Genomic DNA, 12,911 nt, shown 5'->3' on the forward strand with positions numbered 1-12,911 from the left:
CCTCCTCTTGACCCCCGAACTAGAACGCGTTCTATTGTGGTCTACACCACTTCTTCCCATAAGCGAAGGGACCAGCGCCATGCCGCAGAGAGTGTTCGTCGTGGGTGTCGGAATGACGAAGTTCGAGAAGCCGGGCTCGCGGGAGGGCTGGGACTACCCGCAGATGGCGAAGGAGTCGGGTACCAAGGCGCTCGCCGACGCCGGTATCGATTACGCGGAGGTGGAGCACGGCTTCGTCGGGTACTGCTCGGGTGACTCCACGTCGGGTCAGCGGGCTCTCTACGAACTCGGCATGACCGGCATCCCGGTGGTCAACGTCAACAACAACTGCTCCACCGGGTCGACGGCGCTGTACCTGGCCGCTCAGACGATCCGCGGCGGCCTGGCCGACTGCGCCATCGCGCTCGGCTTCGAGAAGATGCAGCCCGGATCGCTGGGGGGCGGGGCGAGCGACCGGGAGTCCCCGATGGGTCGCCACGTCAAGGCGATGGCCGAGATCGACGAGTTCGCGATGCCGGTGGCGCCGTGGATGTTCGGCGCAGCCGGCCGCGAACACATGCGTCAGCACGGCAGCACGGCCGAGCATTTCGCAAAGATCGGCTACAAGAACCACAAGCATTCGGTCAACAACCCCTACGCCCAGTTCCAGGACGAGTACACCCTCGACGACATCCTCGGCGCGCGGATGATCTCCGATCCGCTGACCAAACTGCAGTGTTCACCGACCTCGGACGGGTCGGGCGCGGCGATCCTGGCCGGCGAGGCCTTCGTCGACAGGCACGGGCTCGCCGGCCAGGCCGTGGAGATCGTCGGGCAGGCGATGACCACCGACTTCGCCAGCACCTTCGACGGGTCCGCCAAGAACCTGATCGGCTACGACATGAACGTCAAAGCCGCGCAACAGGTCTACGAGCAGTCGGGGCTCGGCCCCGCCGACTTCCAGGTGATCGAACTGCACGACTGTTTCTCGGCCAACGAACTGCTGCTGTACGAGGCGCTGGGCCTGTGCGGTGAGGGCGAGGCCCCCAAGCTGATCGACAACGGGGACACCACCTACGGCGGGCCGTGGGTGGTCAACCCGTCGGGCGGCCTGATCTCCAAGGGCCACCCGCTCGGCGCGACCGGTCTGGCGCAGTGCGCCGAGCTCACGTGGCAGCTGCGCGGCACGGCCGACAAGCGCCAGGTCGACAACGTGACAGCGGCGCTGCAGCACAACATCGGGCTCGGCGGCGCGGCGGTGGTGACCGCCTACCAGCGCGCCGAACGCTGAGCGCCGCCTCGTCCCACTGAACCGTCCGGCCCGCCGCCTCGTATCCACAGCAGGTTCTCGTCGCCGCCGGGAAGCAATACGGCCTCGAAAGCGATGCAGGAAGAGGACAATTGCGGCGGAGGGACGGAGGTCCGTCATGAACAAGAAGTGGTTGCTCGGCGCGGTGTCCGGAGTGGCGATCGGGGTTCTCGCCGCACCGGCGGGCATTGCCTCCGCACAGGAGTCAGCACAGGAGACGATCGACCGCCTTCGCAGCGAGGGGTACACGGTCAACATCGACCGGGTCGGATCCGGGCCGCTGAGCGAATGCGTCGTCACCAACGTGCGCAACGCGAAGTCGACGACATCGTGGTCGCCGATCGACCGCATCGGCCTCGACGACGACATCACCGTGTTCGATCCGGTGGTCGTCAGCCGGTCGGTGTCGGTCACGCTGAACTGCGCGGGCTGAGACGCCGGAAGACCCGACCGGGAGAGGTCACCGGTCGGGTCGTTCCGGGCGCGCGCTACGCCGGCGCGGGGACACGCTCCTCGATGCGCCGCTCTTCGGCGGAGTGATCGTCGACCATCGTGAGCTCGTCGAAGGGATCCTCACCGCGCAGCACCGCGTCCACCCGGTCCCTGTCGATGGTCCTGGTCCACGACCCGACCAGGATGGTGGCGACCGCGTTGCCCGAGAAGTTCGTCACCGCACGGGCTTCCGACATGAACCGGTCGATGCCGACGATCAGGCCGACGCCGTCGAGCAGGTCGGGACGGTGGCTCTGCAGGCCGGCGGCGAGCGTCGCCAGCCCCGCGCCGGTCACCCCGGCCGCGCCCTTGGAGGCGACGATCATGAACACCAGCAGCCCGATCTGCTCGGTCAGGGAGAGCGGATCACCCAGTGCGCCCGCGATGAACAGCGACGCCATGGTCAGGTAGATCGCCGTGCCGTCGAGGTTGAACGAGTATCCGGTCGGCACGACGACGCCGACGGTGCTGCGCTCCACCCCCAGGTGCTCCATCTTCGCGATCAGCCGCGGCAGCGCCGACTCCGACGACGAGGTGGACACGATCAGCAGGTATTCGCGGGCCAGGTAGCGGACGAGCTTGAAGATCGAGACCCCGGCGACCGCCCGCATCAGCACACCGAGCACGCCGAAGACGAACACCGCGCAGGTCACGTAGAAGCCGAGCATCAGCGTGAGCAGTTGTGTGACTGCCGCCCAACCGGTTTGGCCGACGACGTTGGCGATGGCGCCGAATGCGCCGATGGGCGCCAGCCAGAGGATCATCACCAGGATCTTGAACACGAGCTTCTGCAGGTGTTCGACGCCGCGCAGGATCGGCTCACCCGAGCGGCCCATCGCCTGCAGTGCGAAACCCACCAGCAGCGCGACGAACAACGCCTGCAGCACGCTGCCCGCGGTCAGCGCCGACACCAGGGTCTCGGGGATGATGCCCTGGACGAAGTCCATCAGTCCCCCGGACTCGTGGGCCTTCTCGGCCAGCTCGACACCCTTGCCCGCCGCGCTCTCGGACAGGTTCATGCCGGTGCCCGGATGCAGGATATTGCCGACCAACAGGCCGATCGCCAGCGCGAAGGTGGACATCACCAGGAAGTACGCGAAGGCCAGGCCGCCGACCTTACCGACCGTGGCCGCCTTGCGCACCGACCCGATGCCCAACACGATCGTGCAGAAGATCACCGGCGCGATCATCATCTTGATCAGGTCGACGAACATGGTGCCGAGCACGCCGACGCTCTTGCCGACACCCGGTGCCAGGATGCCGACGGCCACGCCGGCCACCACGGCCACGATGACGGCGATGTAGAGCCAGTGCGTGCGGTCGCGCCGGGTCGTGGGCGCCTCGGGCGGTAAATCGAGGGCGACGGTCATGGTTTCCTCCAGGTCGACATCGGGTGCGGTCTGCAAGTAGGTTCGGCCACGACGTGAGCCAGGTCACGTTTTAGTTCATTTCGTTCAGCGGAGGTTGCGGGTGCGGAACCAGTGGCTCCGGCCGCGGTCCCTCGCGGGGCAGGCCATCGCCCTGCAGATCGTCGTCGTCGCCGTCATCGTGCTCGCCGGCAGCACGCTCGCGCTGATCGACGCGCGCCGCGACGGTGACGAGGCGGCCCGCCAGCAGGTCATCGGGATCGCCACCGCGCTCGCCGACTCGCCGTCGACCGCGCAGGCCATCCAATCAGGAAGGGCGACAGCGGTTCTGCAACCGGTCACCGAGGCCGTCCGCACACAGACCGGCATCGCGTTCATCACGATCATGGCGCCCGACGGCGTCCGGTTCACCCACACCGATCCGCAGCAGATCGGCGGGCGCTACCTCGGCACCACCGCCCCCGCCCTGCGCGGTGAGACGTTCAGCGAGTTCTACACCGGAACACTGGGCCCCTCGATCCGTGCCGTCGCGCCGGTGCGTGGCGACGACGGACGCATCGTCGGCCTGGTCTCGGCCGGGATCACCCAGCAGACGCTGGCGCAGCGGTGGCGAGCGCAGGTGCCCACGATCGCCGCGGTGACCCTTGCGGCGGTGGCGATCTCGTCGCTCGGCGCGGTGCTGATCCGGCGGCGCCTCATGCGCCAGACGCACGGTCTGCGTCCGGACGAGCTGCGCGTGATGTACGAACACCACGACGCGGTCCTGCATTCGGTGTCCGAGGGGCTCATCGTGCTCGACCGCGGCGGGGTGGCATTGGTCAACGACGAGGCACGCCGCCTGCTGGGGCTGCCGCCGGGTCCCATCGACACCGCCGCGCTGCCGTTGTTCCTGCAGACCTCCGACCCCGGGGTGCGTGACGAGGTGCACGTCACCGACGAACGGGTGCTGGTGGTCAACCGCTCGCGGGTGGCCGGCTCCGATTCGGAGGTGGTGACGATCCGTGACCGCACCGAATTACAAGGCGCGCTCGGCGAACTCAGCTCGCTGCAGGTGCTCGCCGACTCGCTGCGCGCGCAGGCCCATGAGGCGGCCAACAAGCTGCACACCGTCGTCACCATGGTGGAGATGGGCCGTTCCGAGGACGCGGTGCGCTTCGCGACCCACGAACTCGAATTGTCCCAACGCCTCGTCGACCGGCTGTCGGACGCGGTCGCCGAACCCGCCCTGGTGGCGCTGCTGTTGGGCAAGACGGCGCAGGCCGACGAACGGGGTATCGCGCTGACCGTCACCGAGGACACCCATCTGCCGTCGCACAGTGAGGCTCTGTCGGGCCAGGAGATGGTCACCGTGCTGGGCAACCTCGTCGACAATGCGATGGACGCCTGCGACCGCGACGACCCGTGGGTGGAGGTGACCGTCAACCAGGACGAGGAGCGGTTGTTGATGCGGGTGGCCGACAGCGGCGCGGGGATGGATCCGGACGCGTTCGCGCGGGCCATGCAGCGCGGATACTCGACCAAATCGGGCGACGGTCAGACCCATCACGGGCTCGGGCTGGCGCTGGTCGCGCAGGTGGCGGCCCGGCACGGCGGTACGGTCACCGCCGACGTCACCTACGGTTCGGTGGTGACCGTGACGGTCCCGCTGGGGGCCTCGTGAGCGCACCGCCGATCTCGGTGCTCATCGTCGAGGACGATCCGCTGATCGCGGAGGCGCACCAGACCTACCTGTCCCGGCTGGCCGGTTTCGTCACCGCGGCGGTCGCGCACACCGCCCGTGACGCGATGCGCGCCGCCTCCGGTGCGGCGGCGGGTGAGCACCCGATCGACCTGGTGCTGCTCGACCTCGGCCTGCCCGACGCGACCGGCATCTCGCTGGCGTCGGCCCTGTCGGGACTGCGCCCGGCACCGGACATCATCGCGATCACCTCGGAGCGGGATCTGGAGATGGTGCGCGCGGCGGTGTCCCACGGCGCACTGGCGTATCTGCTCAAACCGTTCACGTTCGCGGCGTTCCGGGATCGGCTGGAGCGGTACCGGCGCTACCGCGAGGCGCTTCCGGCGGGCATCGACGCGGCCAGTCAGGCCGAGGTGGACCGCGCGCTCGCCGAACTGAGGGGCTCCGCCGAACGCGCCGCGACCCCCAAGGGGACGGCGCCGGGCACGAACGACGAGATCGCCAGGGCCGTGCGCGATTCCGACGGCGGACTCACCGCCGACCAGGTCGCCACGCAGATCGGGGTCTCCCGTGTCACGGCGTGGCGCTATCTCGAGCGGCTGGCCGACGACGGGACCGTCACCCGCCTCACCGACTACGGCCGGGCAGGCCGCCCGAAGACCCGCTACCAGTGGCGCTGACCGTCAGACGGCGGGCGTCAGCTCACGCAGGTCGGGCCGGACGATCCGATCGGTCGCGGCGAACTGCGGACGCGTGCGCGGCGGGGCCGACGGCACGGCCAGCGAGCTCATCACCCCGGCGAAGTCGGCCACATACAGTCGACGGCCGTCGTCGCGCGTGGCCACGCGGGCCATGGCGGCGCCGCCGGTGATCTCGTCGATGACCTCGCTGGTCATCGCGTCGAACACGGCGATCCGGTCGTAGTCGACGACGTACACCCGGGCCTTGTCGGCGCTGACGGTCAACTGCGTGGGCGCACCGCCGATCGCGACCGAGTCGATGACCGCGTTCGCGCCGAGGTCGACGACGTCGATGCTGCCGCCGTGGCGGCGGTCCGAGCGCAGCACGTAGGCCAGACCGTGGCGCCCGAGGGCCAGGTCGCGAATCGGCGACGGGAGCCGCAACCGCCGGACCACGCGTGCGGTCTCGGTGTCGATCGTGAGCAGCGCGCTGCCCGCCAGGCCGGTCGTGGCCGCGTAGAGCAGGCGTCCCGTGACGTCGACCCGGACGGCGTCCACCGTGGTGCCGGGCCGGTAGCCGATGTCGATGGTGCCGAAGCGTTCGGCCGCGGTGTCGAGCACGGCGACGTCGACGTCGTGGTCGCCGACGCGGCCGATGTAGACCCGCTTGCCGTCGGGCGTGATCGTCATGGCCGTCGCCGTGAAGGCCAGCGGGTAGCGCGCGATCACGGCGCCCGCCCGCGTGTCGACCACGGTCACCGCATCGTCGTGCAGCGACGACGTGGTCACGTAGGCGCGGTCCTCGGCCACGGCGACGAGGCCGGGGTCACCGCCCACCGCCACCACCTTCGCCGAACCGAGGGTGTCGGCGTCGATCACGGTGACCGAACGGTCCGTGGGGTTGGTGGCGACCACGAAACCGGATGCGCTGTCGACGGCGATGTCGCCGACGGGTCCGCGCGGCAGCATCGCGGCGTCGAGCACCGCGACCTGCGGGTCGTGTGCGGTCAGACCCGTCACTTCCGGGATGACCACGGGTGTTTTCTTACGCGTGAAGATATTTGCCATAGTTCTCGGCACCTCCGCCGGTATGGCGTGCACCGGCCATTGATTTCAGTCGTTCATCGCGCCGGGACGGCGCGGTCCGATCCGAGTCTAGCGACGGTGCAACCCGTGAAATCGCGGCGATTTCGCCCTCTGTCCACCCGGCTCATACAGACTCTCAGAGCACGCTTAGGAAACTCTTCGTTACTCAGCCGTGACCTTTTCGTGGCGAATTTCCCGAGTTTTGTGACCTGCACATTAACAATCTCCGCAAAGCCCCCATGATCAAACATCCCGATGCCCGAAATCGCGTGTTCTTATCCTTCCCCCCGAAAATGAGCGGCAGATCACACCGGGACACGCCAGCAAATTCGTCGACGACGCCCCGGCGGAGCCCCCCGCCCCCCGCACTCATCCACGGGGTGCAGCGAGCGCCTCGGCGACCGATCGCCCGGCATTCGCTGGGCGACACGCCCGGGCTACCGAACCTCCAGCCGCAGCGCCGCGGCGGTGGCCGGCCCGACGATCCCGTCGACCCGCAGACCGGGTGTTCTGCGCTGGAACTCGCGAACCGCCTCCTCGGTCTGCGGACCGTAGACACCGTCGATGTCGAGGTGTCCGGCGTAACCGCGGTAGGCGTGTTTGAGCCGGCGCTGCAACGCCGCGACGTGCGTGCCCTCCGACCCGCGGGACATCTCGATGGGCACCGGAGCCGCCGCCGGACCGCGCATCGCCGCGATCCGGGCCTGGATATCGGCGCGCAGCAGATCCATGTCGATGGCGCCGGGGTCCCACTTGCCCTGCGCCGTGCCCGCGTACTCGCGGTGGCCGATCGTACGGGCGGCGCCGAAGCCCAGACACCGCATGATCACCGCACAGCTGCGCACCAGTGCGAAGTACTGGGCATCGGGCCAGTTCGTGCGGTGGGGTGCGGCGGGGCCGGTTCCGCTGTTGGCGCACTCGATGCCGATCGTGTGCCGGTTCCCCGTGCCGGCAGGCAGCCACGGGTACCGCCCGGCGCCCGCATGCCAGGCGACCCCGGCGGCGACGGCGGTCACCGTGCCGTCGCGGGCGACGTGCAGCTGGGACAGCGGTCCCGGAAGGTCCGGTCGACCGTCCGCGATCGAGGCGGCGGTGGCGGTGTCCGACCCGGTGTGGTGCACCATCACGCCGCGGATGTCGCGGAAATCGCCGTGGCCGCGCCGCAACCACCCCGGATGCTCGACCACCGGAACGCCCTCGGCACGGAGGGCGTCGGCGAGCCAGACCGGATCGCCGGACCGCAGGTCTACTTGTGGCACACGTCGGGCGAGTCGCCACGGACCGGCGCACCGGTGGGCACCGTGTACGTGGCGACGACTCCGGCGTCGTGCGGCCCGGTGTTGGCCACCCGATGCGCCAGGCCGGCGGGGATGAACACGGCCTGCCCGGCCCCGTACGGCACGACGGCGCAGTCGGCGGCGGTCTGCAACTCGACCGTCCCCTCGGTGATCACCGAGTGCTCCGGACCGGGATGGGTGTGCCAGCCACTGCTCGAGCCGGGACGCAGCTGCAGGTCCTGCACGAGCAGCGTGCTCTGCTGACCGGGCGCGGTGCTGATCGACACCGGCTGTCCCGTCTCCCCCTTTGCGAGGTCGGTGCGCACCACGTCACCTTCCGGTGGTGTGGCGGCGGCCGAGCCCGGCAGCGCCGCCAGGCCGATCACCGCCGCGGGTACGACACCCCAGCTCCGACGTCCGTCCATCACTTCCCCCTTCGGCGGTCAGGCTCCGGGCAGCGCGGGCGCCGGTAACGCGCCGGCCGGCGGGACCGCCGGCGGGACGGCCGGTGCCGGCAGCACCGGGGCGGCGGGGGGTGGCGGCGGCGGAGCGACCCCCACCCCGAGCACCCGCAGCAGGTCCGGTTTCATCGCCTGCAACTGCGAACCCCAGTATCCCCAACTGTGGGTGCCCTTCGGGGGGAAGTTGAACACCGCGTTGTGGCCACCGGCAGCCAGGTACTTCTGCTGGAACTCCTTGTTGGTCGACAGCGTGATGTTCTCCAGGTACCCCGCGCTGAAATTGCCGCCGAAGTCGGTTCCGGTGTCGAGGTCCGAGGCCACGCCGCCGCCGCAGTAGACCCACAGCGCGGTGCCGTTCGCCGCCAGCCTGCCCACGTTGACCATGGGATCGTTTCGGCGCCAGGCGACGTCGCTGGTGGGCCCCCACATGTTCTTCGGGTTGAAGCCGCCCGCATCCCTCATCGCGAAGCCGATCAGCGTGGGCCACAACCCGGCGGACGGATTCAGGTAGCCCGACAACGAGCCCGCGAAGATGAACTGGGCCGGATACCAGGTCGCCAGGTTCAACGCCGCACCACCCGACATCGACAGCCCCACAACGGCATTGCCGCGCGGATCCTGACCGCGGTTGGCCGCCAGCCAGCCCGGCAACTCCTGGGTCAGGAAGGTCTCCCACTTGTAGGTCGTCGTTCCTGCGCTGTTCGCGGCGGGCTCGTACCAGTCGGCGTAGAAGCTCGACTGGCCGCCGACCGGCATCACCACCGACACGCCCGACTCGTGGAACCACTCGAACGCCGCGGTGTTGATGTCCCAGCCGTTGGCGTCCTCCTGGGCCCGGAGGCCGTCGAGCAGGAACACCGAATGCGGTCCGCCACCCTGGAATTGGACGCGGATGTTCCGCCCCATCGACGGTGACGGCACCTCGAGGGTCTCGATGGGCAATCCGTCACGGGAGTACGCGGTCGCGCTCGGCACCGCTGTCAACGACACCGGCAGCAGTGCGGTGAGCAGCACCGCACCCAAGACCCGTGTCCATCTCCTGCCACTGATTCGCTGCACCACCGCTTCTCCATCTCGTCTCCGGACGTCGGCGACGCTAACAGCGGCCCGGCGAGGCACCGCCGGTGAAGCGCGGGCCTTGACCCGCTTGTTATCAGACCTTGCGGAGACCGTGAGGTTGCGGTTCGACGGTGCCGGTCAGGCCGAAGTCACCCAGCGCCTCGGTGACGACCTCGCGCAGTGCGTCTTTCGTGTTGCGCCCGCCGGGGCGCCAGGCCGCTACCGTCACGGTGACCAGGCCGTTCAGCCGGCTCGAACCGAGGAACAACAGTCCGCCCGACTTGTCGAGGATCGTGGTGGTGATCTTCGGTTCGACGATGCGCGGAGCCATGAAGGCGGCGTCCGTCCCGTCCGGCCGGTTCACCGCCGGGTCGATGTCACCGAGGTTCGAGCACCCGATCGGGGCGCCCCGTTCGACGATCATCGATTCGAGTCTGCGCACGAGCAGCCGAGGTGTGAGCGGCGTCAGCGGAAGCGGTTCGAGCAGCTCGTTCGGCTTCTCGCGCAGCGCGGCGAATTCGCGTTTCATGGTGGCGCGCAGTTCGGTCAGATCGGTGGTGACCCGCGTGGGGTCCGCCTTCATCCGCGCCTCGGTCAGGGCGTTGCCGCGGGTGTCGCCCGCGACGCGTTCGCTGACCGGGTAGGACAGCGTCACGTGACCGGCGTCGTCGGTGCGGCCCAGCAGGTGCCCCAGCCGTGCCGCGAAACCGGCCAGGAGCGAATTGCTGTTGCCGCCCAGCTCTTTTGCGCGCCGATCCCACTCGTCGATGTCGACCAGCGTCACCACGCACGGCGCCACCACGGTGCGCGTTTCACCGGTGACCGTCTGCGCGCGCGCCGACGACATCGAGGACGCCAGGTCGTCGCGCTGCGACCGGGCCACCCGCACGGTCGCGGCCACCGCCCGCCCCATCTCGGGGATCGCGCGGACCGCCTGTCGGGCGTCCTCGGCCATCGCCTGGCTGCGGGTACGCGATGACGGCGGCGGGTATCCGAGATCGCGCCGCACACCGGTCACCGCGTCGGTGACCGCCTCGCAGATGGCCAACCCGTCACCGGTGGTGTGCGACACCACCAGGCTGACCGCCGCACCCCCGCCGACCAGCGGCTGGACCCCGAGGTGCCACTGCGGTCCGAATTCGGGGTCGATGGGCATGCCGGCCCGCTCGTCGGCCCACGTCCACACCTCGTGGCGCGGCAGGTCGTCGGCGGCGATGTCGAGGTCGACGGGTCCGGTGGACGCCACCCAGCGGTGCCGGCCGAACGGCAGCGGCGAACGTTCGACGCGGCGACCCAGCAGACCGTGGCCCAGGTTGCGGTGGAACCGGCGGAGGCCGTCGATGTCGACGGGGCGGTCGTAGACCCAGGTGAACTGGATGAGCGGCCCCCGGCCGAGCGCCCGCAGCCCGAGAAACGATGCCTGGTCGATGTAGGCGAGCGTGTTGTCCACCCACGTCACTCTAATCACGGCGGCTCAGCGATAGTCGAACATCACCTGACGACGCGCCAATCAGGTTGCGCCGCTTGGCCTCAGGACGAGGCCGACTTCGCAGGAGCCGCGGCCCGGATCGGGTTGCACCGCCACCGAGTACCGGCGGCCCGTCGGAGCCGCGTTGGCGTCGACGACCTCCTGGATCAGTCCCTGTTGGATACCGCGCACCACCTCCGGGGAGTCGACGGCGATCTCGGCCAGCGGGCAGGTGCAGATCTGGATCGTGACCACGCCGAACGCGTCGGTGACCGAACGGATCTGGAAGCCGAGTTGGCCCAGCGCGCCCACCACGACGTCCACGACGGACTCTTCGCCGCCGATCTCGGTGAGCCGCACCCGACGGGCGAGGTCCGCGCCGATGCGCACGGCGCGTTCCTCCCGCTCGCCGGGGGTGCCGCCCAGGTGGGTGGCGAACAGGGCGACGATGTCGGCGTAGTCGAGCCTCGGCGCCAGTTCGTAGGTGAGGCGGGGACGTCCGACGCCTCCGCTGCGCGCCCCTCCCCCACGGCGGATCGCGCCCTGCCGCTCCAGCGTGGTCAGGTGGAACCGCGCTGTGGTGACGTGGATGTCGAGGGCGTCGGCCACCCGTCGGGCGTCCACCGGACCCCCCGCACTGCGCACCAGGCTCAGAACCCGCTTCCGTTGGAGACCGGCGGCGCGTTCCGACGCCGACTCACTCGACTGTCTGTCGACGCCGCTGCCGGGCAATCGCTCTCCTCGGTCGCGCACCAGGAATGCCGGAGACATCCTCCCACGCCGGGCGGCGGTTCATCGGGGCTGCAGAGGTCACGGCGTGCGGGGCTGCCCGGCTTCGGGCTTGACGGCGATCACGCCGACGGCGGTGAGGTGGTCGCGGTACGCGGTGAACGTGCGCCTCATCGACAGGACCCGTTTGCGCGCCGCACCCCGGGCGATGAGGTTGCCGACGATGCGCAGGACGCCGATGGGCCCCTCGTCGGCGAGGACACGGGCGGGCTGCAGCAGCGCCATCGGCGCCCGGTCCACGGTGATCACCCGGAACCCGGAGGCGGTGAGCAGGTCCGTCCACTCCTGGACCGTCAGCGGCCGGGCGTTGACCTTGATGGACCGCGCGAGGTCGCGCCGAATGGCCTCCTTGGTCTCGACCGCGAGTGTGTCGGGAGTCAGGCCGAGTTCGTGGATGGCGTACCGGCCGCCGGGCCGCAGGATCCGAAAGGCCTCGTCGAGGATCGCCTTCTTCGCCTTGTCACCCTGCATGGTCAGCATGGCCTCGCCGATCACGACGTCGGCGCTGCCGTCGTCGAGTCCGGTCGCCGCCGCGTCCGCCACCACGACCCGGCCGCCGGCGGGCGCGACGACCGCTTCGACCGTCGAGGTGGAGGCGGCGTTGTCGTCGACGCCGACGTAGGACTTCGGGTTCGACGCGACGATGTCGCGGGCGGTCCGGCCCAGCCCGGGACCGAGTTCCACCACATCGGCGCCGGTGATCTTCGCCGCGGCCAGCACCCGCGAGGTCAGCTCCAGGCCACCGGGACGCAACACCCTCTTGCCCAGCCGCGCCAACAGCCAGTGCCCCGGGACGTCGGCGTCCGAGCGCTGGGCCAGGGGAAGCGAGTTCTTCTCCGTCATGGAACGACCACCTTCTTGTCGGGTGCGCGCGAGTGTGGATCACACGAAGGAGGTTGCCCCACCGTGGATCTCGTGGACGTGGCCGTCCTCACCAGCGGCTCCCACATTTAGAGGAAAACTGTCCTCCGAATGGTAGGGGTGGTCTCAGGGGTCGACAAGGCCTACGTCCCGGGCGCCCTCAGTCGTGCTCACTCAGCCGGTCGACCAGCGGTTGGAGGCCGGCCAGCTGTTCGCTCATCCGCTGCAGGGTCTCCGCGACCGGCGGCGTGCCGCGGTAGTCATCGCGGGCTTTCTGCCACCCCAGCCGCCACATGCGCGCAGCCAGCAGATCCCCCGCGTAGGGGCAGTCGATGGTGTGGGGAAATGCCGCCTGCCCCTCGCGGTAGATGCGCACAAGTCGGTGACTCATGGGGCGGACGTTAG

At 69.7% G+C, this 12,911-nt stretch carries 13 protein-coding genes; 4 read left to right on the forward strand and 9 right to left on the reverse strand.

Going from position 1 to position 12,911, the window contains the following annotated elements; translation table 11 throughout:
• Positions 1 to 79: 79 nt before the first annotated feature.
• Positions 80 to 1,270, forward strand: a complete 1,191-nt coding sequence (locus AU196_RS12925) for a lipid-transfer protein (RefSeq protein WP_059095475.1) — start codon at positions 80 to 82, stop codon at positions 1,268 to 1,270.
• 136 nt (positions 1,271 to 1,406) lie between these two features.
• Positions 1,407 to 1,721, forward strand: a complete 315-nt coding sequence (locus tag AU196_RS12930; RefSeq protein ID WP_059095476.1) for a hypothetical protein — start codon at positions 1,407 to 1,409, stop codon at positions 1,719 to 1,721.
• Positions 1,722 to 1,776: 55 nt separating this feature from the next.
• Here AU196_RS12930 and AU196_RS12935 read toward each other — a convergent pair whose 3' ends face one another.
• On the reverse strand, positions 1,777 to 3,150 hold the full coding sequence (locus AU196_RS12935; protein WP_059095477.1) for a cation:dicarboxylate symporter family transporter: 1,374 nt from the start codon (positions 3,148 to 3,150) through the stop codon (positions 1,777 to 1,779).
• Between the two features lie 100 nt (positions 3,151 to 3,250).
• On the opposite strand from AU196_RS12935, the gene AU196_RS12940 reads away from it, so the two are divergent.
• Positions 3,251 to 4,807 carry a sensor histidine kinase gene (locus tag AU196_RS12940; protein ID WP_231737542.1) on the forward strand — a complete coding sequence of 519 codons (1,557 nt, stop codon included), beginning with the start codon at positions 3,251 to 3,253 and terminating at the stop codon, positions 4,805 to 4,807.
• Positions 4,804 to 5,505, forward strand: coding sequence for a response regulator (locus tag AU196_RS12945; RefSeq protein ID WP_059095479.1), 702 nt, complete (start codon positions 4,804 to 4,806; stop codon positions 5,503 to 5,505). Before AU196_RS12940 ends, AU196_RS12945 begins: the two co-directional genes overlap by 4 nt.
• Before the next feature lie 3 nt (positions 5,506 to 5,508).
• On the opposite strand, the gene AU196_RS12950 is transcribed toward AU196_RS12945, so the two are convergent.
• The 8 genes from AU196_RS12950 to AU196_RS12985 form a co-directional block, all read right to left on the reverse strand.
• Positions 5,509 to 6,573, reverse strand: coding sequence for an MmpL3/TtfA transport complex stabilizer (locus tag AU196_RS12950; RefSeq protein WP_059095480.1), 1,065 nt, complete (start codon positions 6,571 to 6,573; stop codon positions 5,509 to 5,511).
• A gap of 455 nt (positions 6,574 to 7,028) precedes the next feature.
• Positions 7,029 to 7,850, reverse strand: coding sequence for a peptidoglycan recognition protein family protein (locus AU196_RS12955; RefSeq protein WP_197415774.1), 822 nt, complete (start codon positions 7,848 to 7,850; stop codon positions 7,029 to 7,031).
• The gene (locus tag AU196_RS12960) at positions 7,838 to 8,293 is read right to left on the reverse strand and encodes a cupin domain-containing protein (protein WP_059095481.1); all 456 of its coding nucleotides are present in this window, start codon (positions 8,291 to 8,293) and stop codon (positions 7,838 to 7,840) included. The genes AU196_RS12955 and AU196_RS12960 overlap by 13 nt, the downstream gene beginning before the upstream one ends.
• An 18-nt stretch (positions 8,294 to 8,311) precedes the next feature.
• Positions 8,312 to 9,391, reverse strand: coding sequence for an esterase family protein (locus AU196_RS12965; protein ID WP_059095482.1), 1,080 nt, complete (start codon positions 9,389 to 9,391; stop codon positions 8,312 to 8,314).
• A 91-nt stretch (positions 9,392 to 9,482) separates the two neighbouring features.
• Entirely contained in the window at positions 9,483 to 10,838 is a 1,356-nt protein-coding gene (locus AU196_RS12970) for a hypothetical protein (RefSeq protein ID WP_231737546.1), read from the reverse strand.
• 60 nt (positions 10,839 to 10,898) lie between these two features.
• The gene (locus tag AU196_RS12975) at positions 10,899 to 11,627 is read right to left on the reverse strand and encodes a helix-turn-helix domain-containing protein (protein ID WP_231737548.1); all 729 of its coding nucleotides are present in this window, start codon (positions 11,625 to 11,627) and stop codon (positions 10,899 to 10,901) included.
• A 39-nt stretch (positions 11,628 to 11,666) separates the two neighbouring features.
• The gene (locus tag AU196_RS12980) at positions 11,667 to 12,488 is read right to left on the reverse strand and encodes a class I SAM-dependent methyltransferase (RefSeq protein WP_059095484.1); all 822 of its coding nucleotides are present in this window, start codon (positions 12,486 to 12,488) and stop codon (positions 11,667 to 11,669) included.
• Between the two features lie 178 nt (positions 12,489 to 12,666).
• Complete coding sequence (locus tag AU196_RS12985) at positions 12,667 to 12,897, reverse strand: ribosome modulation factor (protein WP_231737549.1); 231 nt, start codon at positions 12,895 to 12,897, stop codon at positions 12,667 to 12,669.
• Positions 12,898 to 12,911: the final 14 nt, after the last annotated feature.

This window comes from Mycobacterium sp. IS-1742 (assembly GCF_001500125.1).
In the GTDB taxonomy this organism is placed as follows: Bacteria; Actinomycetota; Actinomycetes; order Mycobacteriales; family Mycobacteriaceae; genus Mycobacterium.

Bases quoted from the DNA above. Each gene is read 5' to 3' on its own strand.
- AU196_RS12925 (WP_059095475.1), top strand. From the start codon at position 80: ATGCCGCAGAGAGTGTTCGTCGTGGGTGTCGGAATGACGAAGTTCGAG.
- AU196_RS12930 (WP_059095476.1), top strand. From the start codon at position 1,407: ATGAACAAGAAGTGGTTGCTCGGCGCGGTGTCCGGAGTGGCGATCGGG.
- AU196_RS12935 (WP_059095477.1), bottom strand. From the start codon at position 3,150: ATGACCGTCGCCCTCGATTTACCGCCCGAGGCGCCCACGACCCGGCGC.
- AU196_RS12950 (WP_059095480.1), bottom strand. From the start codon at position 6,573: ATGGCAAATATCTTCACGCGTAAGAAAACACCCGTGGTCATCCCGGAA.
- AU196_RS12960 (WP_059095481.1), bottom strand. From the start codon at position 8,293: ATGGACGGACGTCGGAGCTGGGGTGTCGTACCCGCGGCGGTGATCGGC.
- AU196_RS12975 (WP_231737548.1), bottom strand. From the start codon at position 11,627: ATGTCTCCGGCATTCCTGGTGCGCGACCGAGGAGAGCGATTGCCCGGC.
- AU196_RS12980 (WP_059095484.1), bottom strand. From the start codon at position 12,488: ATGACGGAGAAGAACTCGCTTCCCCTGGCCCAGCGCTCGGACGCCGAC.
- AU196_RS12985 (WP_231737549.1), bottom strand. From the start codon at position 12,897: ATGAGTCACCGACTTGTGCGCATCTACCGCGAGGGGCAGGCGGCATTT.